Consider the following 17,849-nt stretch of genomic DNA (forward strand, 5'->3'; position numbering starts at 1 on the left):
ATACGATGCGTCTGGATAAATTTTTAGCAGAAAATGGTCTGGGCTCGCGCGCTCAGGTAAAGCAGCTCCTAAAGAAAGGGCTGGTTTTGGTCAATGGCAGAGCAGAGAAATCACCTAAGACCCAGATTGATGAGACAGCAGATGAGATTATTGTTTCTGGCCAAAGGCTGATCTATGAAAAATTCGTTTACTACCTTCTCAACAAGCCGCAGGGAGTCATTTCGGCGACAGAGGATGACCGTCATAAGACGGTTCTGGACTTGTTAGACGAGACTGCCCGTCAGAAGGAAGTCTTTCCTGTCGGCCGCTTGGATATTGATACCCACGGCCTGCTCCTTCTGACCAATAATGGCAAGCTGGCTCATGCCATGCTGTCACCCAAAAAGCATGTAGAAAAAATTTATCGTGCTCAAGTGGCAGGCCTGATGAACCAAGCAGATGAGGAGCGCTTTGCTGCAGGAATAGAGCTGAAAGACTTCACCTGTCAGCCAGCTCAGCTCAAGATTGTAGAGCTGGATGAAGCAAAAAAGACTTCTCTTGTAGAAATTACCTTAGCTGAGGGCAAGTTCCACCAGGTCAAGCGCATGGTAGCTGCCTGCGGAAAAGAAGTCACGGATCTGCAGCGCCTCACGATGGGCCCCCTACATTTGGATCCTGCATTGGCTCTTGGAGAATGGCGGAGATTGACCGAGAAAGAAATACTTTCTTTAGAAATCTTTGGGGTTGAATTGTAAATGAAAGAGCCTGAATTCCTCATACAAAAGATTTGAAACAGAATCATTTGACAAAGGTAGCCCTTCTTGGTAGAATAAGTATGTCGTAAAGACAAATAACTTCTTCTTGGTTGCAGGCCATGCCAAACCTGTCACTCGGATGAAGCGTAAAGAAAAGGAGTATATCATGGCAATCTCAAAAGAGAAAAAAAATGAAATCATTGCACAATACGCACGTCACGAAGGTGACACTGGTTCAGTAGAGGTACAAGTTGCTGTCCTTACTTGGGAAATCAACCACCTCAACGACCACATCAAACAACATAAAAAAGACCACGCTACTTACCGTGGCTTGATGAAGAAAATCGGTCGCCGTCGTAACCTCTTGGCTTACCTTCGTAAGAACGACGTTAACCGTTACCGTGAGTTGATCAACTCTCTTGGACTTCGTCGTTAATCATGATGCTAAGGGCGCCAAAAATCCGTATGAAAATAGGGAAACGACACCGTGTTCGATGAACACAAGGAGTTTCATCTTTTTCACTAGGATTTTAGCCCGAGCTCAAAATAGCTCTCTGACTTCAGGGGGCTTTTTTGTTTTATCAACTTTTTAGGACTTCGTCGTTAATCTGCTTTATTTTCCACTTACATTGCCTTGTCACCTTACCTCGATATACTCAAGTATTATCTTCGGTTACGGTTACTAGCACTGCAAGGTAAAATAAACCAGATCTTCTCCCTTAGGGGAGATTTTTTATTTTTCAAGAGAATTTTAGTACAATCTTCGGCTCGTCGCCTTGTCTAGAAACATTTTATCCTGCAAGAATGGAGCACTCTTATTTGTAGAGTGCTTTTTCTTTTTCACTGGGATCTTAGTCCGAGCACAAATCACCCCCTCTGGATTCAGAGGGCTTTTCCTTAGTCTTGCTTCTAACTCAGTCAGACTCTTTTTGTGGTCCAAAAAAGCCCTTCTATTATTTTAGAAGAACTTTTTCTATCAGCAATTTTACTCTTTCAAGAATTTTTGGATCGCAGGGGCGGCAGTGATAGCAAATCTTTCGTCGATGCGGTGCTCCCCACCTTCTACAGTGACCAGCTCTGCATTTGGAACGGTCTGACTCGCTTGAACAGCATACTGGTAGGGCACGACTGCATCATCAGTACCGTGGATAATGAGGGTCGGAGCGGTGATTTTTGCCTGCTCTGCCTGGATGTCAATGTCTAAGGCATCGATCAGATAAATCTTGCCCAGAGTAGTGTTGTGGTGTGTCAGGCTGTCTGGAAGTTGATCGAAGTCGGGACTCCCTAGCTCACGATAGGTCTCTTTGGCATCGTCAAAAAGAACGAAAGCTGGAAAGATAAGCAGGAGTTTGTGTACGCGGTCCGGATAAGCAGCAGCATAAAGACTAGCAACAACGCCGCCTTGGCTAGCACCGAATAAGCTCATTTTGCTTTTATCTACAAAGGTCTCGGAACTCAGCTTTTCCATGACTTGAGTCAAGTCTGTGAATTCGGTCTTGACCGACATGTTCAGCATATCTTGTCCACCGCTCTTCGATTGGCGGCTGCCGCCGTAGAAATCAAAGCTGTAAACCAGATAGCCTTGCTTTGCCAGCAGTTGGCTGTACATGTCATATTGTTCAAGGGTGTTGTTCAATCCATGTGCAATGACAATGGTCGGCAATTTTTTACTCTTGTAGTCACGAGGAGCAGTAATCTTTCCGTAGAGCTGCTTGTCGTCGTATGAAACACTGTATTCTTCAGACACGATGTTTTCTGTTGGAGTCGGTTGATTGTCGGTTTTCTCGCTAGAAGCTGTCTGTGTAGTTCCTAGCTTAGGAGGAGTAGAGTTCAGTTTGGTCTGGGAGTGCCAGAAGAACAGAGTCAGTCCTGTCAAGATCAAGACTGCTAAGAAAGTCCAAATATACTTCATAGTTCTCTCCTTTCAGTATTTGTAGTATTATAGCGGAAATGAATGTATTTTACAAGAAGAGAGATTTCTTGTTTTTGATTTTTCTGGATTTCATACAAGAAAATCCATTTCAGTCATCTAAGCGAGATGCCGATAACCTTGAGTTTTTTAGAAAATCTTGCTAAACTGTAGCTACTAAGATAAAAACACAGTTCTGGTTGGTAGTCCAGACGCAAAAAATCCATTTTTTGTCAGTAACCTTCCTCCTTGGTTGTCCATTCTTAGGAATTTTTAAAGGAGGGGCTGTCATGGATAAGATTTCAATGACGCTGACAGTTTATTTTGAAGAGGGATTTTGGCACGGTCTTTTCGAGCAGGAATATGCTCAATCTTATAGAGTTTGCCGAGTCACCTTTGGTGCAGAGCCTAGCACGCAGGAATTGTTGGATTTTTTAAACCGTTATTATCATCGGTTGCAGTTTAGTCCTAGCATCAGGGTGAAGGAGAAGACTAAGTCGGTCAGTCCTAAACGCCTGCAGAGACAGGCTAAAAAGGAGCAGATGGCTTCACGTTCTTCAAAGTCTCAGGAAGCGCTGAGTCTGCAATTAGAAGAGCAAAAGAAAATCGCTCGAGTCAAGCGCAAGCAGCAGAAAGAACTGGCTAAGCAAAGGAAATTCGAACTCAAACAGCAAAAACGGTTGGAAAAGCACAAGGGGCATTGAGCCTGGTTTTTCTTATTTATATGGGAAAGTCTTCCGATGGGAGGCTTTTTTGTTTATCAGGAAATCGGTGAGTGGCTTAAAAAGTGAATTGATTTCTCCAAGTCGTTTCATTTGACAGATGTAACTAAAGATATTACAATATAATCATAAAATAAAAATTACAAGAGTAATTTGAAAAAGGAGAAATTATGATTGAAATTACATATTTGGATGCTGTCAAGCAGGAGCGGAAGATAACCTTTGAGTCTTATCAGGAGTTTGAGCAGTCCCAGCAAGCCTGCTTGATTGGAGTGGCAGATTATTACCCAGTTAAAAAGTTGACTTATAAAGGCCATGATTTGAACTACCAGGGTACTTACGGCGATGTCTTCTTTTTCCTGATGAAGCAGGATTTGACAAAGTTTGACTAAGAATAAAGGAGAAAAATAATGGTAAAAGCAATCACAGATGCAACATTTGAGCAAGAAACAAAAGATGGAGTAGTGCTCATTGACTTTTGGGCGACTTGGTGCGGACCTTGTCGCATGCAAGGACCAATCCTTGACAAGCTCTCACAGGAACTTTCCGAAGACGAGCTCAAGATTGTTAAGATGGATGTGGATGAAAATCCAGCTACAGCACGCGCCTTTGGCATCATGTCTATCCCGACCTTGCTCTTTAAAAAAGACGGTCAGGTCGTCAAGCAGCTAGCGGGTGTCCATACAGCCCAGCAGATTAAAGCTATTGTGGCAGAATTGGGATAAGGTGAGTGGAAGATTAAATTAGACCTATTTAAAATTGAGACTGCTCTAGTTATAGAGTGGTCTTTTTTATTGCGATTGTAACAATAAGGAGTCAATTTAAAATTTTTGTTTGAAAATTCACTTTTTAAGGTATAATAAGAAGAGGTATTTTTTTCCAATGGGTCCCGTTAGGGAGCTGGGTTATTTAAAACATGATGGGAATGAAGTAATGTTTATGATTGAGTTGCTAAAACATCTTTTATTTGTTTTTATGATTTTTACACCATTTGTTGCTCCAGCAGTTTTGTGTTTCTTTGTAGGTTGGATGATTCCTAGAGAGCAGATCACGCAAAAAAGAATCATACTAGTATTAGCCTTGTTGATCCCTGTTTTGCTTTTAATTTCGTATTTTGCCCCTCAGATTTTAGGACTGGTCTTTTGGAGTTTGATCTGGTTTTTCATCGGGCTGTTGCGAATGAAGAATTATACTAAGTCACAGTACTGGACAAGATGGCTTATATTTATCGTTTGTTTTAGTGCCTATATTTTACTTTATCTCCGCTTTTTTGGTTCTCTTTATTTTTATTGAACTATTTAAAAAACAGCTTGAAGATTTGCTTCAAGCTGTTTTTGTTTATTCTTTATTGCCCCAACTCCTCGCTATAAGCAATAATCTGATCAACTGTGTCAGACAAGAACTGGATGGTGTCGCGAAGGGGTTTGTCATTTTCTGCATATTGTCTTAAGGATAAAAGAGGTGAAGGGAAAAATCTTTCTTATTCATCTCTTTTATATTATTCTTTACTTGTGTGTCGTTTTCCAGAGGCAATTGCATCTGCTTCGGTCATGGACACGACTTTGTCAAAACGTGTATTGGATGGCATGTTCTCCATGCTATACCAATATACATCCGCGGTTCCGTTTCGAGCGACATAAACCGTTCTTGTTTGTTGCTGTTCCGCTGCCTGTCTCTCCGCTTCTTGGCGTGCTTCCTCTGCAAGGCGTGCTTCTTCAGCCCGTTGGTTAATTGCATTTTGAACTCGTCCGATGCGATCCGTCAAGTTAGATTTTGTAGTTGGATCTGCAACGAGTTCGACTGCTGCCTGTGCCGGAGAAATATTTTCTGCGACCTGATTATTTTCAAGCTGTTGGACAGCCTGATTGGCTTCTTCAACAATTTTCTTAGTCTCTGCTTCTTTACGTGCTTGTTCCTCGCGAGCTTTTTTCTCCTCTTCCTGTTTTTGTTTCTGAGCTTCCTTTAGCTCTTTTTCTTTACGTTCTTTCTCTTGTTTTTCTTTTTTACTGCTAGATGCTGTAGAGCTACTAGTTTGTGATGACGATGAGCTAGTTGAGGAACTATTAGATGTAAATTTTGTTACCTGGCTTTGTTCTGTCTGCTCTTTAATAACATCAGGAGTTAACTTCCCTACTGCATAGATTCCTAATATCCCGACAATAGTGACGGCAATGGCAATATTGCGTTTTTGAATATTCGGTTTTCGTTTAGTGAAGCGCCAGATACCAAAGCATCCTCCTATGAACATCAATGGCATGGTGATTGGTGCAAGAATGATGATGAAGAGAACTGCCAGAACAAGCAGTATTTTCTTCAAGGTCGGCTTTTCAAAAATTTTTTTCATATTAAAACTCCCTTCGGATATTTATCCAAGGACATCATATCACAAAAAGGAAACGTTTTCAACAAATGTTTTGTAGTAATTGAAAATATAGATTTGATTTTGTTCTTTAAAAGAACAAAAAATCAGACTCAGATGATTCATCTGAGTCTGATTCTAAAGATATGGGCTTACTCCCCCAACTCCTCGCTGTAGGAAATAATCTGTTCAACTGTATCTGACAAGAATTGGATGGTGTCGCGGAGCGGTTTGTCTGTCGAAATATCTGCTCCTATAATCATAGCTGACTCAAGCGGCGTTTTGCTGCCGCCAGATTTGAGCAGTTCAAGCCAGTCACGGGCACCATTTTCGTCATTTTTCAGGTGTAGATAGCCGGCAGTAGAGATGACCAGACCAGCAGAGTAAGTATAGCTGTAAAGCCCCATGTAGTAGTGGGCTTGGCGCATCCAAGTTAAGGCAGCATCGTCGTCGATTTCAACGGCATCGCCCCAGAATTCTGTCAAAACTTCTTTCATGATAGCGTTGAGTTTGCTTGCACCGAAGGTTCCGCCTTCTTCAATCAAAGTATAGACCTTGCGTTGGAAGGCAGCTTCCAGCAAGTGAGTAATGAAGTTATGGAAGTAGGTATCCGTCAGACGGTGAGCCAGGGCAAAGCGTTTCTGGCGTGGGTTATCAAACTGGCGTTCCAGATAATCACTGAGCAGGAGTTCATTAAAGGTAGACGGTGCTTCCACGTAGTAGGTGGACATGTGGGCGTTAAAGTAGCTTTGGTGATTGTCGGAGAAGATGAATTGACCAGAGTGGCCAATCTCGTGAATCAGAGTATAGACATCACTCATACGGCCAGTCCAGCTCATGAGGACATAAGGGTGAACTCGATAAGGATCCGCAGCATAGCCGCCAGAGTCCTTTCCGGCATTGGCCGCAAAGTCGACCCAACGTTCTTCCTTATAGCGGGCAACTTCTTGGCAGTATTCGTGTCCGAGTGGCTCGACTGACTTCATAACCAGGTCGTAGGCATCATCAATACTAACTTCGGGATTGAGCTCGCTGTCCAAGTCCAGCTTCCAGTCAGCAAAGGTCATTTTTTCAAGTCCGTTTACCTTAGCGACATGCTTGAGGTATTTCTGAGCTACTGGGGCAAATTCGCTCATAATCAAGTCAATCTGCCGATCAAACATAGAGCGATCAACTTCTTGCTCAGCTAGCAAATAGTCAAAGACAGAGTCATAGCCTTTCATGTCAGCCAGCAATTTTTCAGACTTGACCTGAGCCAGATAGGCAGCTGCAGCAGTATTTTGATGCTGACGAAGGCCTTCAGAAAAAGAGCGGAAAGCTTTTTCGCGGATTTCTGCATTTTCATGGTTTTGGTAGAAATTCTCATAGGTGACAAAGCTGTTTTTGTAAACTTTGCCGTCTACTTCAAAGTCAGCCATAGCAAAGTCGCCGGCCCGCATCTTGGTGTAAATATCCTGTGGACTGTAAAAGACTTCACCTAGATTGGTCAAGGCTTTTTCGACATCCGCTCCCAGATAGTGGGCTTTTTTGATTTTAGCCTGGCGGATAGCTGAAGTCAGATGGGGTTCTTGACCTAGTCTCTCCAAGACAGCCTCGTCTGCACCGACCAGGGCGTCGTCAAAGAAGCTGAGTGCGACATTGGCCTCGGTCTCAAACTCCATGGCTGCTTGGGCAATCTGCGCAAAGCTCTCGTCACCAAAGTCAGTGGTCTGTGGCATAAAACCGTAGTTACCGATGTGGCTGATTTGGATATAAATCTGCTCTAGTTCAGCAAAAGCCTGCTCAAAATCTTCGAAAGTGCTGAGCTTGCCTTGGTAGTCAAGGGCGAATTTTTGGATGTCTTCTCTGGCCTTTTCAATGGCCCGCAGGAAGTCCTCTTGGTCTTGGTAGAGGGCCGTTAGGTCCCAGAGTTCATTTTCCGGAAATTCAGAACGATGTTTTTGTTCCATAGTCTACTCCTTTTGTCGTATATAGAAATAGTATAGCAAAAAATCCCCCAAAATGTCTTTCCGAGAATACATTTGAAATAAAAAAGAATGCTGATAAATCAACATTCTTTATATATAGTTTTTGAGAGAAGTGATACATTTTGTCTGTTTAGCTACCATAAATCTATCAAAAATGCCTAGTCTTTATTTTTCCTAGCTTGTCAGCAATCGCTCAGAAACATTTTTTTAAAATCTATTGACAGAAGCGCAAAAACATGGTAGACTAATTGCAACTAGATTTCTTCTGAATATTAAGTAATTGGAACTAGAATAAACTATAGGAGCTTCTATCATGTTAAATATAGAACAATATGAAAATGGATTGGGACTTGTCTACAAATTTGGTGAGAGATTTGATGGGGAACTTAGCGCTAGAGAAGGAATAAATATTTATGCTCTTCACGCCAAGGAACACGATGGGAAAGTCCTTTTAACCATGGAAAGAGGACCAAGAAAAGAATATAGACACATGATTAAAAAAATCATTCTTACTGTAAAAGACGGTAGTTATGCAATAATTGCAGATGTAGAAGATACAAGCAAAGGAACAAAAAAACCAATCCCCAATGGCTATACCGTGCCGTCAATCTGGGAAAAAGAGCCGGAAAACATGCACTGGTTCGCACTCTGTAATGTAGAGCGCATTAAAATAGAGCCGGACACATATACTTCCGTGAATGGCAAAGATTTATTGCAAAGTATCGCTGGTAAAGCTTATATGGTATATGTTACACTCTAAGAATGAATAACACAGTTATTTCTAAGATAAGCTCATAATATTTTTGAAATTTTTAAAAGTTCTTCAATATTTCCGAACCACACCATCTATACTTATTAAAATTATCTGTCTAAACTAAATCATTGTTTTTTAATTATACCGATTTCATACGAACTGATGAATTTCTTTAATTCCTCTTTTGTATTTTTCATTTGGGCAAGAGATTTTTCTAGATCTTTTTTATCATTCTTGTCCATATCTAATTCAGCATCATAACCAAGATTTTTTAAATTTGAAATTGAATTACTGAATTCATTATAAATAGTTTTCGCTACTCCAATATCATTATTTTTATTTAATACAAAAACTTTTACTACTGTTAGTAACTTTGAACACTAGACCATATTTTGAGTGGGATTAACTAACACTTTTTTCAACAGTACAAAAGAGCTACTACTCATCATTCCAATATTTAATCCCAACAAGGCACCACCACCAGCTATTACCATTGTCCCGCCTGCAACTCCTAAACCACCAGCTGCAATAGCACCTCCTCCCAGATATGCTAAAACTGCATTTGTTAATGCAGCTCCAGAAAATCCTGCAAATTGACTTCCAAGTAATGCCACTGCAATTTGTGGTGCAAATACTGCTCCTATCCCAAGAAATACTAATGCCAAAGATACACTTCCCAAGACTATTTTGATAAAAGTGTTTTTCTTATTAGTTATTTTTCCAAAAGATTTTTTATAAGTTTTCTTCATTTTCGAATATACCCCTTTTTCATCAAAAATTGTTTTAAGATAACAATAATTTATTTTTTTCTTCTTCTGTCAGTTCATATTCCCTCAATAAATTAACAATTTCTTCTAATCCATCATCACGTCCTTTTAAAACGTCAAAAGAAGTACCAAAAATTTCAGCTAGTTTTTCTACTGTTTCATCTTTTGGTTTTTTTCTCCATTCTCCCATCTAGCATATTGAGCTTGATCCATTCCAAGTTTTTCAGCAACTTCTAATTGAGTATGTCTTGCATCTAGACGGGCTTTTTTAATATATTCCCACTATTTCTAATTCTGAGAATTGTTTTGAAATGAAAAAGAATGCTGGTAAATCAACATTCTTTTTTAGTATTGTTTTAAAGAAACTAGATATTTTGTCTGTTTAGCTACCAAAAAGCTACCAAATTTTATTGACCCCACTGGTTTATATAATCAATTATATCCTGTTCTATTTCGCTTTTCTGTTCTTTACTAAGTCCCTCTAACCTCTTTTTATAAATTAAATCTATCTTGCTATAGTCTAGTTCTGATGCTTCTCCCTCAAAGTATTGTGGTGGTACTTGATAAAATTTGGCCAATTTATTTAACCATTTTGTATTATTAATTTTACCCGAATTTTCTATTTCAATATATTTCCCACATGGTATACCTGTGGCTCTTGAAACATCTTCAATATCAAATGAATGTACTTCTCTGATTGCACGTATTCTCTTAGCAATTCGTTGTGTATCTCGAAATGCTTTCCAAGTTAATATCTCCTGTATTGTCTTGAATAACGCTTTATTTTTTATAACAACTAGTAGTAATTGTTTTTTTACTCTTGTAATCGCTTGAAACAATCCATTTTCAGCAAGATACCTGTATCCCCATTCAACAGATACGGCAATTTGACCGTCTGCATTATGAGTTATTCTATCAGTCAGAGGCAGTAAAACCTTATCATACTCTCTTCCTATAACTGTAAAACCATCTAAAGATTCTCTATAAAATTTGGGTAATTTTGTTTCCCCATTTACCAACCACGCTCTGTTTTCAGGCATCTCTATAGAAATATAGCCCTCATTATCTATACAAGACTGAATAAAATTCTTGGCAGCGTATTCATTTTCAAAATAAACTGCATTAACCATTGGAAAATCTAAAACACGCAGATTCTTTTCTTGCGTATTGAAAAATTTTCTAATAAAAGTAGAGAGTTCTATATCGGTTCTTACACGCTCTATAAGACAGTCAACATACTCAACTGCATCTTTATAATTTTCATTGCTCAAAATACCCTGAATGTCTAAATTTCTTTCCTCTGGACGTAGTGTTTGCGCATTGTCAACCGATAAAATCAATTTATTTATTTCTCCAGGATTGGCGATACTTGCTAATTTATTCCATTGGTACAGTTTTAGTCTTTGACTTTCATCAATAAAAACAATATCATAATTATTTAACAAAACACTATCGAATTGTCTAATGTCAATAAATTGAAAACTAGATTGCTCATTAATTTTCTGGATAATATCTGAATCATAAATTGCAGAGCAAAAAACAAACAAAACTTTTTTCCCACTATTAGAAAGTTCCTTAGCAACATCAAATAGTATTAACGACTTCCCTGTACCTGCAGCACCTTTAAGACCAACATATCTTTTTGATGATTCGATTAACTTTTTCTTTGCTTGTTCTTGTTCATTATTTAAAAAATATTGGTTTCTGAAAAATCTATCTGGTTCTGAATAAGGTGAGATAATGAATGAAGTGTCAACTAAGCTTTCTAAGTAATTATATTCAATGAAATCAAACGGTATATCGCTAAACAATTGCTCAAAAGAAATTGGAATAAGTTGCTCGGTAATTTCATCAAATTTATATAATATTTCTGTTTCTGATACAAATGTATAAAGTGATACTTCCATATCTGAAGAAATTGAACTTAATAAGTAAGAATGCCTTTTTAGTTGTCTAAGAATTCTATCTTCGGGAATCTGTGTACTCTTTAACTCAATATTGATGATCTTTTGATTAGAAAATCTCAAAATATCAAACTCTTCAGATACAACTCCTGTGTACTTAGTACCTAAAAAATATCCAGAAAATGGTCCATCCATACAACTAGGTTCTAGTTCTTTGAATTTTGTAAATATTTTATTTATCGCTTCGATTTCAGTATCATTAACTTCTTCAATATGATTTATTTGCTTGTAATACTGAAATATCTCATCGTCTATTTGGCTTTCCATAAAAGATACTAAATTTATAACACCTGATTCCATATAAGTACCTCACAGTTTTAAATACTTCTTTATCAAGAAATATATTTCTAACTTTTGTTTATCAGTTAATTCTACTTTTCTAAGTAAATCTACAATATCATCTAATCCATCATCCCTACCTTGAAGTTTATCAAAAGTAACTCCAAATATTTCAGCTAGTTTCTCTACTGTTTCATCTTTTGGGTTCCTCCCTCCGTTCTCCCACCTAGCATATTGAGCTTGAGCCACACCTAACTTTTCAGCAACTTCTATTTGAGTAAGTCCTGCATCTAGTCGGGCTTTTTTATATTGTCTTTTAACATTTTAAAATTCCTTTCACTTTTTTATTGACTTATAACCAAAATAGTTATATAAAAACAAAGCATACAAAATAGGTAATACTAGTTAACTTATGAATATGCAAAGACACCCCAGAAAGCTCTACAAAGCGTTCTGAGGCTTTCGTTTAAAACCAACACAATTATACCAAAATGGTAATGCAAAGTCTATAAGAGGCTAAATATGGCTAGATTGAGAATACTATGACAACTACACATTACACAATAAAAGACAATAATATTAGCAACACTCATTCATTCTATTCACCTAATTGGGGGAGAAGGATAAGTCAGTATTTTTTAGATGTCTATCACTTAAGGATAAAAGTCAAAGTTTCTTTGCGGCAATCTTTTTAAAAAGCAGTAGATAAGACAAGAATACGAAGATAACCAAGCCTAATAAAAGAGTGAAGACGTTTTGAGTTCCTTTTGTCATATTGGGAGCTTGATTGGCGATGACAGCCGTTACTGCGGTACCTATTGCGCCCGCAAAGGTCTGGGCCAGCTGAAAGAGCGCAGTCGTATCTGCAGTCTTTCCTTTATCAACTTGAGTCGTGGCTAGAGCTAGTGTGTTATTGAAGGCCATGTTTCTCCCCAAGGTAAAGCAAATATAAATCGCAATAACAGCTGTTAAGGTGAGTTCTTTTGTGAAGATAAGGAGCAAGAATACAGCAAGGAAAAGAAGTGAATTTCCTGTAAAAAGGGTTGGTTTCGGACCATTTCTATCATAGAGTTTGCCAAAGACAGGAGAGAGGAAGGCTCCAAGCATGGTTCCTGGAAGTAATGCAAAGCCTGCCTGAGCGGTTGAAATGTCTTTTTCTATGACCAGGAAGTTGGGAATCAGAAAATTAGCCGATAGGTTGATAAACTGAAAAATGAAGAAGGGTAAAATAGCCAATAAGACCGTCGGTTGCTTTAAAATCCGAATATCTAGGAATGGATGATCAATCTTTAAGCTCCGATAGATGAAGCAAGCTAGTGGTAGTAGACAGAGAATAAGATAGAGCCAATCGATATGTCCTTCTTCTAAGCTGGAGATGGCTACAATGGCAAAGACGAGTGAGCTTGCTAAGAGGAGAAATGAGAGAAGATCAAAGGCGCGTTTCCTCGACTGTTCGGAATTTCTTAAAAAGAAAAAACCAAGAATAAAGGAAATGATTGGGACAGGAAGAATAAAGGTATAAATCATATGCCAGTCAAAACGACTAATCATAAAACCACCGTAAGTCGGCCCAATTGCTGGTGCTAGGCTGACCACCATCCCAGATAAGCCCATGTAGGTTCCGATTTTTTGCTTAGGAACACGCTCAACAATCAAGTTAAAGAGCAAAGGAATGGCTAATCCAGTAGCTCCTCCTTGTAGGATTCTCCCTACCATCAAGATGGTAAAGCTTGGAGCCAACATGGCAATCAGAGTTCCCAAGCAAAAGTTAGCCAAAGCAGTAAAGAGGATGGTTCGCTCTTTCCAATTGTGGGCCAAGGTCGCTCCTAAAGTAATCGTAATGGCCACTGCTAATAGATACCCTGTCGTAATCCATTGCAGTGTTCCCAATCCTAACCCAAAGACCTTACTTAGATGAGGGAAGGTCACATTCATACTGGTTTCAGATAATATGCCTGCAAAGCAGACTAAGGCTGTCGCAAGGAGCGAGAAAAAATCTTTCTTTTCAACTGTTTGATGATTTGGCACGATTGTCTCCTTTACATGTTTGAAATGAGTCACTGTATTTATTATAAAGCAAGAAGTTCTCTTTGAAAAGTGAATAGTGGCTATACCGACATCTTATTTGATGAATCGAAAGGGAAAAAACGAACTCTGACAGCCAACTATAATCAGCTATAGAAAAGAAAAATAGATTTTCAGTGCTTTTATAGAAAAAAAGCCATTTTCAGTCTTTTTCTTTTGCCTGAAATTGTGGTAAAATAAGGTCTGTACGTGCTTGATACAAAGATGAGGATATAATAAGTTGCTAAGACCATGATATCAAAGCTAAAATTCTGAGAAGGTTAGTTGTCAGCTGTGATTATGCTATGAGCTTTTGACGGGCTTAATATCTTGATCTTTGTAGCCAAGGCGTATGAAAAAATTTGAGCATATGCTCGGCAAGGAGTCTTTATGACAAAACAAGTTTTTAAAACCGTTTTTGCAGGTCGTGAGCTGGTAGTTGAAACCGGTCAGGTTGCAAAGCAGGCAAATGGCAGCGCCGTTGTTCGATATGGAGAAAGTACCGTTTTAACCGCGGCAACCATGTCCAAAAAGATGGCTACGGGGGACTTTTTCCCATTGCAGGTCAACTATGAGGAAAAAATGTATGCAGCTGGGAAATATCCTGGTGGCTTTAACAAGCGCGAAGGCCGTCCGTCAACAGATGCGACTTTGACCGCCCGCTTGATTGACCGTCCGATTCGCCCTATGTTTGCGGAAGGTTTCCGCAATGAAGTTCAGGTTATCAATACCGTTCTTTCTTATGACGAAGATGCTTCACCTCAAATGGCTGCTATGTTCGGTAGCTCTCTGGCTCTTTCTATCTCAGATATTCCTTTTAATGGCCCTATCGCAGGAGTTCAGGTCGGCTATGTAGATGGTGAATTCATCATCAATCCTAGCAAGGAACAAAAGGAAGTTTCGCTTTTGGAACTGACAGTGGCTGGTACCAAAGAGGCTATCAACATGGTAGAGTCTGGAGCCAAGGAGCTGTCTGAAGATATCATGCTGGAAGCTCTTCTCAAAGGGCACGAAGCGGTCAAAGAATTGATTGCCTTCCAAGAAGAAATCGTAGCAGCAGTCGGCAAGGAAAAGGCTGAAGTGGAATTGCTGCATGTTGACGAAGAGCTGCAGGCAGAGATTGTCGCAGCCTACAACAGTGACTTGCAAAAGGCTGTTCAGGTAGAAGAAAAGCTGGCGCGTGAAGCCGCAACTCAGGCTGTCAAAGACCAAGTCACAGCAGTTTATGAAGAGAAATACGCGGACCATGAAGAATTCGACCGTATCATGCGTGATGTGGCTGAAATCTTGGAACAAATGGAGCATGCAGAAGTGCGTCGTTTGATTACCGAAGATAAGGTCCGTCCTGACGGTCGTAAGGTTGATGAAATCCGTCCGCTGGATGCGGAAGTGGATTATCTGCCGCGCGTTCATGGTTCTGGTCTCTTTACTCGCGGGCAAACTCAAGCCTTGTCGGTCCTGACCTTAGCACCAATGGGCGAAACGCAAATCGTTGACGGCTTGGATCCGGAATACAAAAAACGCTTCATGCACCACTATAATTTCCCGCAATATTCTGTCGGTGAGACAGGTCGTTATGGGGCTCCTGGCCGTCGTGAAATCGGACATGGTGCTCTTGGGGAACGTGCCTTGGAGCAAGTCTTGCCTAGCTTGGAAGAGTTTCCTTACGCTATCCGTCTGGTAGCAGAAGTCTTGGAGTCAAACGGTTCTTCCTCACAGGCCTCTATTTGTGCGGGCACTTTGGCTCTGATGGCTGGTGGTGTACCAATCAAGGCACCGGTTGCCGGAATTGCCATGGGATTGATTTCAGATGGCAGCAACTACACGGTTCTGACGGACATTCAAGGTTTGGAAGACCACTTTGGCGACATGGACTTTAAGGTAGCTGGTACTCGTGAAGGGATTACCGCTCTGCAGATGGATATCAAGATTGAAGGAATTACAGCAGAAATCTTAACAGAAGCTCTTGCTCAGGCTAAGAAAGCCCGCTTTGAAATTCTGGACTTGATTGAAGCGACGATTCCAGCTCCGCGTCCTGAGTTGGCTCCAACTGCTCCGAAAATCGACACCATCAAAATTGATGTGGACAAGATTAAGATTGTCATCGGAAAAGGCGGGGAAACCATCGACAAGATTATCGCTGAGACCGGCGTTAAGATTGACATTGATGAAGAGGGCAATGTATCCATCTACTCAAGCGACCAAGACGCGATCAATCGTGCTAAGGAAATCATTGCTGGCTTGGTCCGCGAAGCAAAAGTGGATGAAGTCTACCATGCAAGGGTTGTTCGGATTGAGAAATTCGGTGCCTTTGTCAATCTCTTTGACAAGACAGATGCCCTGGTTCACATCTCAGAGTTAGCTTGGACTCGGACTAACAATGTTGAGGATGTTGTACAAATCGGTGATGAAGTGGATGTCAAGGTTATCAAGATTGATGCCAAAGGCCGAGTAGATGCTTCCATGAAAGTATTGCTGCCGCGTCCACCAAAGTCTGATAAGCCAAAACATCATCATGACAAGGGACATCATCCGCATAAGGAGCACAAAGGTCATAAGGATCATCAAGAAAGCCCTAAAACAGAAGAATAAGAGGTCGCTCATCCCTGTGGACCTCATCAGAAATCGGCAGAGGCGAGCCTAGTTCTCGTCTCTCCTTGTTTAGAGAAGGAAGGAGGCCAGCATGGGTTGGTGGAAGGAATCCATTGATATTGTAAAAGAAAATGATCCGGCGGCACGAACGTCGTTAGAAGTCTTGCTAACCTATCCAGGCATCAAAGCTTTGGCGGCCCACCGCCTCTCGCATTTTTTGTGGCGGCACGGCTTCAAGCTGCTGGCGCGCATGCACAGTCAATTCTGGCGTTTCTGGACCCAGATTGAGATTCATCCCGGCGCTCAGATTGAGTCGGGTGTCTTCATCGACCATGGCAGTGGCCTAGTGATTGGTGAGACAGCCATTGTTGAGAAGGGGGCCATGCTTTACCACGGCGTGACCCTAGGCGGTACGGGCAAGGATACAGGCAAACGCCATCCGACCGTCCGTCGGGGTGCCCTGGTCTCTGCCCATGCCCAAGTTATCGGACCAATTGAGATTGGCGAGAAGGCCAAGGTCGGAGCTGGTGCAGTTGTTGTAGCTGATGTTCCAAGTGATGTGACGGTGGTTGGCGTACCAGCCAAGATTGTCCGTGTTCACGGTGAGAAAGACGAGCCAACCATTCACGAGGTAGAGGAAAAACGGGAATACTATCTAGACAAGCTAGAGCATGCCCGTGAAGCCAGCCATCATTCATCAAGTCTATAGAAAAGATTAGCAAAGTTATCTAAGTAAAATATGACGGGAGGAACCGACATGTCAGATTTATCAGATGCTATTTTAAAGCAGGTAGTCCTTGAACTGAAAGAAGGTTTGGACGGTCTTGCCAAGGAGCGCTTTACCAAACTACCGCCTAGCCACCAGCGCGAATGGGCTCGCTATATCAGTGAAGCCAAGAAAGATGAGACCAAGCTGCGCCGCATAGAAAAGATGAAGGCGGATTTGCTGAAGCCTTAAAGAAAGAGAACTTATGCTATTAGAGGAATTTGAAGATGTAGCTGCAGTCATTGAGCCAACTGAAAAGCCAGTCCATGACAAGGGTGAGGTGTGCGAAACCATCATCCTGTCCTTTAATGGAGAAATTCTGAAACGTTTGATTGAGTCAGAGGAAGTCTATCCAGGAGGCTATTTGAAAAGCATAAACGGCCAGCATCCATGGTATATTTATGGCCAAGGACCTAGCAAGCTGGCAGTTATGTTGGCTCCGATTGGGGCTCCCATGATAGTCGGCCAGCTGGAGGAGTTGGTGGCCAGAGGCTTCACGAATTTCATTATTCTAGGTTCCTGTGGCGTTTTGGATCGCTCAATTGAGGCGGACAAGATTATCCTGCCTGCAGCTGCATTGCGAGATGAAGGAACTAGCTATCACTATGCCCCACCGGGTGACGAAGTAGCCTATGACGAGTCTCTGCTGATCGAGCTGGAAGCCATCTTTGACAAGCACGATATTGAGCATATCCGCACCAAGTCTTGGACGACTGATGCCTTTTATCGAGAAACACCTGATAAGGTCAAGCGTCGCTTGGCTGCCGGTGCCCAAGTGGTGGACATGGAAGCTTCGGCTATCATGGCTTGGAGTCAATTTCGCAAGACCAAGGTCTATCAGTTCTTCTACACTGCTGACTATGTGGATCATCATAACCGAATCTGGGATGCCCGCCATGAAGAGCGGACAGCTGATGCCATGACTTTTTTCACTATCGCTTTGACAATAGCAAAGGAACTAGAAAGGTAACT

At 41.0% G+C, this 17,849-nt stretch carries 20 protein-coding genes; 11 read left to right on the forward strand and 9 right to left on the reverse strand.

What is annotated here, in order from left to right:
* The first annotated feature begins 5 nt into the window (after positions 1 to 5).
* Positions 6 to 734, forward strand: coding sequence for a pseudouridine synthase (locus O3620_RS08725; RefSeq protein ID WP_023916992.1), 729 nt, complete (start codon positions 6 to 8; stop codon positions 732 to 734).
* 166 nt (positions 735 to 900) lie between these two features.
* Positions 901 to 1,170: a 30S ribosomal protein S15 gene (rpsO, locus tag O3620_RS08730; protein WP_004193424.1), complete on the forward strand. Its 270-nt coding sequence runs from the start codon at positions 901 to 903 to the stop codon at positions 1,168 to 1,170.
* A gap of 549 nt (positions 1,171 to 1,719) precedes the next feature.
* Here rpsO and O3620_RS08735 read toward each other — a convergent pair.
* Positions 1,720 to 2,646: a S9 family peptidase gene (locus O3620_RS08735; RefSeq protein WP_049547645.1), complete on the reverse strand. Its 927-nt coding sequence runs from the start codon at positions 2,644 to 2,646 to the stop codon at positions 1,720 to 1,722.
* Positions 2,647 to 2,933: 287 nt separating this feature from the next.
* Between O3620_RS08735 and O3620_RS08740 the strand changes: the two genes are divergently transcribed.
* The 4 genes from O3620_RS08740 to O3620_RS08755 all read left to right on the forward strand — a co-directional run bounded on the left by O3620_RS08740 (position 2,934) and on the right by O3620_RS08755 (position 4,658).
* A complete protein-coding gene (locus O3620_RS08740; RefSeq protein ID WP_032913054.1) occupies positions 2,934 to 3,347 on the forward strand; it encodes a YjdF family protein in 414 nt (137 codons plus the stop codon).
* 188 nt (positions 3,348 to 3,535) lie between these two features.
* Entirely contained in the window at positions 3,536 to 3,757 is a 222-nt protein-coding gene (locus O3620_RS08745; RefSeq protein ID WP_002920246.1) for a DUF4649 family protein, read from the forward strand.
* Between the two features lie 18 nt (positions 3,758 to 3,775).
* Positions 3,776 to 4,090 carry a thioredoxin gene (trxA, locus tag O3620_RS08750; RefSeq protein WP_002920245.1) on the forward strand — a complete coding sequence of 105 codons (315 nt, stop codon included), beginning with the start codon at positions 3,776 to 3,778 and terminating at the stop codon, positions 4,088 to 4,090.
* Between the two features lie 157 nt (positions 4,091 to 4,247).
* Positions 4,248 to 4,658 (forward strand): hypothetical protein, encoded by a 411-nt coding sequence (locus O3620_RS08755; RefSeq protein ID WP_002920244.1) that lies wholly within the window; start codon positions 4,248 to 4,250, stop codon positions 4,656 to 4,658.
* A gap of 205 nt (positions 4,659 to 4,863) precedes the next feature.
* Here O3620_RS08755 and O3620_RS08760 read toward each other — a convergent pair whose 3' ends face one another.
* Both O3620_RS08760 and pepF read right to left on the reverse strand, forming a co-directional pair.
* Positions 4,864 to 5,709 carry a hypothetical protein gene (locus O3620_RS08760; RefSeq protein ID WP_023916995.1) on the reverse strand — a complete coding sequence of 282 codons (846 nt, stop codon included), beginning with the start codon at positions 5,707 to 5,709 and terminating at the stop codon, positions 4,864 to 4,866.
* Positions 5,710 to 5,876: 167 nt separating this feature from the next.
* Entirely contained in the window at positions 5,877 to 7,673 is a 1,797-nt protein-coding gene (pepF, locus tag O3620_RS08765) for an oligoendopeptidase F (protein ID WP_371601651.1), read from the reverse strand.
* A 331-nt stretch (positions 7,674 to 8,004) separates the two neighbouring features.
* Here pepF and O3620_RS08770 point away from each other — a divergent pair, with 331 nt between their 5' ends.
* Entirely contained in the window at positions 8,005 to 8,451 is a 447-nt protein-coding gene (locus O3620_RS08770; protein ID WP_002920237.1) for a hypothetical protein, read from the forward strand.
* Positions 8,452 to 8,825: 374 nt separating this feature from the next.
* On the opposite strand, the gene O3620_RS08775 is transcribed toward O3620_RS08770, so the two are convergent.
* The 6 genes from O3620_RS08775 to O3620_RS08800 form a co-directional block, all read right to left on the reverse strand.
* Positions 8,826 to 9,194 (reverse strand): hypothetical protein, encoded by a 369-nt coding sequence (locus tag O3620_RS08775; RefSeq protein ID WP_002920236.1) that lies wholly within the window; start codon positions 9,192 to 9,194, stop codon positions 8,826 to 8,828.
* Between the two features lie 34 nt (positions 9,195 to 9,228).
* Positions 9,229 to 9,402: a hypothetical protein gene (locus O3620_RS08780; RefSeq protein WP_002920235.1), complete on the reverse strand. Its 174-nt coding sequence runs from the start codon at positions 9,400 to 9,402 to the stop codon at positions 9,229 to 9,231.
* Positions 9,363 to 9,485 (reverse strand): helix-turn-helix domain-containing protein, encoded by a 123-nt coding sequence (locus O3620_RS08785; protein WP_235787846.1) that lies wholly within the window; start codon positions 9,483 to 9,485, stop codon positions 9,363 to 9,365. Before O3620_RS08785 ends, O3620_RS08780 begins: the two co-directional genes overlap by 40 nt.
* A 134-nt stretch (positions 9,486 to 9,619) precedes the next feature.
* A complete protein-coding gene (locus O3620_RS08790; RefSeq protein WP_002920234.1) occupies positions 9,620 to 11,476 on the reverse strand; it encodes an AAA family ATPase in 1,857 nt (618 codons plus the stop codon).
* Between the two features lie 9 nt (positions 11,477 to 11,485).
* Positions 11,486 to 11,704 (reverse strand): helix-turn-helix domain-containing protein, encoded by a 219-nt coding sequence (locus O3620_RS08795; RefSeq protein ID WP_002920232.1) that lies wholly within the window; start codon positions 11,702 to 11,704, stop codon positions 11,486 to 11,488.
* A gap of 417 nt (positions 11,705 to 12,121) precedes the next feature.
* Complete coding sequence (locus tag O3620_RS08800; protein WP_371601652.1) at positions 12,122 to 13,483, reverse strand: MFS transporter; 1,362 nt, start codon at positions 13,481 to 13,483, stop codon at positions 12,122 to 12,124.
* Positions 13,484 to 13,909: 426 nt separating this feature from the next.
* Here O3620_RS08800 and pnp point away from each other — a divergent pair, with 426 nt between their 5' ends.
* The 4 genes from pnp (at position 13,910) to O3620_RS08820 (ending at position 17,847) form a co-directional block, all read left to right on the forward strand.
* Complete coding sequence (pnp, locus tag O3620_RS08805; RefSeq protein ID WP_371601653.1) at positions 13,910 to 16,111, forward strand: polyribonucleotide nucleotidyltransferase; 2,202 nt, start codon at positions 13,910 to 13,912, stop codon at positions 16,109 to 16,111.
* Positions 16,112 to 16,202: 91 nt separating this feature from the next.
* Complete coding sequence (gene cysE, locus O3620_RS08810; RefSeq protein ID WP_002899011.1) at positions 16,203 to 16,820, forward strand: serine O-acetyltransferase; 618 nt, start codon at positions 16,203 to 16,205, stop codon at positions 16,818 to 16,820.
* 30 nt (positions 16,821 to 16,850) lie between these two features.
* A complete protein-coding gene (locus O3620_RS08815) occupies positions 16,851 to 17,069 on the forward strand; it encodes a YdeI/OmpD-associated family protein (RefSeq protein ID WP_002922398.1) in 219 nt (72 codons plus the stop codon).
* Positions 17,070 to 17,082: 13 nt separating this feature from the next.
* Entirely contained in the window at positions 17,083 to 17,847 is a 765-nt protein-coding gene (locus tag O3620_RS08820; protein ID WP_371601654.1) for a nucleoside phosphorylase, read from the forward strand.
* Positions 17,848 to 17,849: the final 2 nt, after the last annotated feature.

The organism is Streptococcus sp. 27098_8_134 (genome assembly GCF_041431675.1).
GTDB classification, from domain to species: domain Bacteria; phylum Bacillota; class Bacilli; order Lactobacillales; family Streptococcaceae; genus Streptococcus; species Streptococcus sanguinis_R.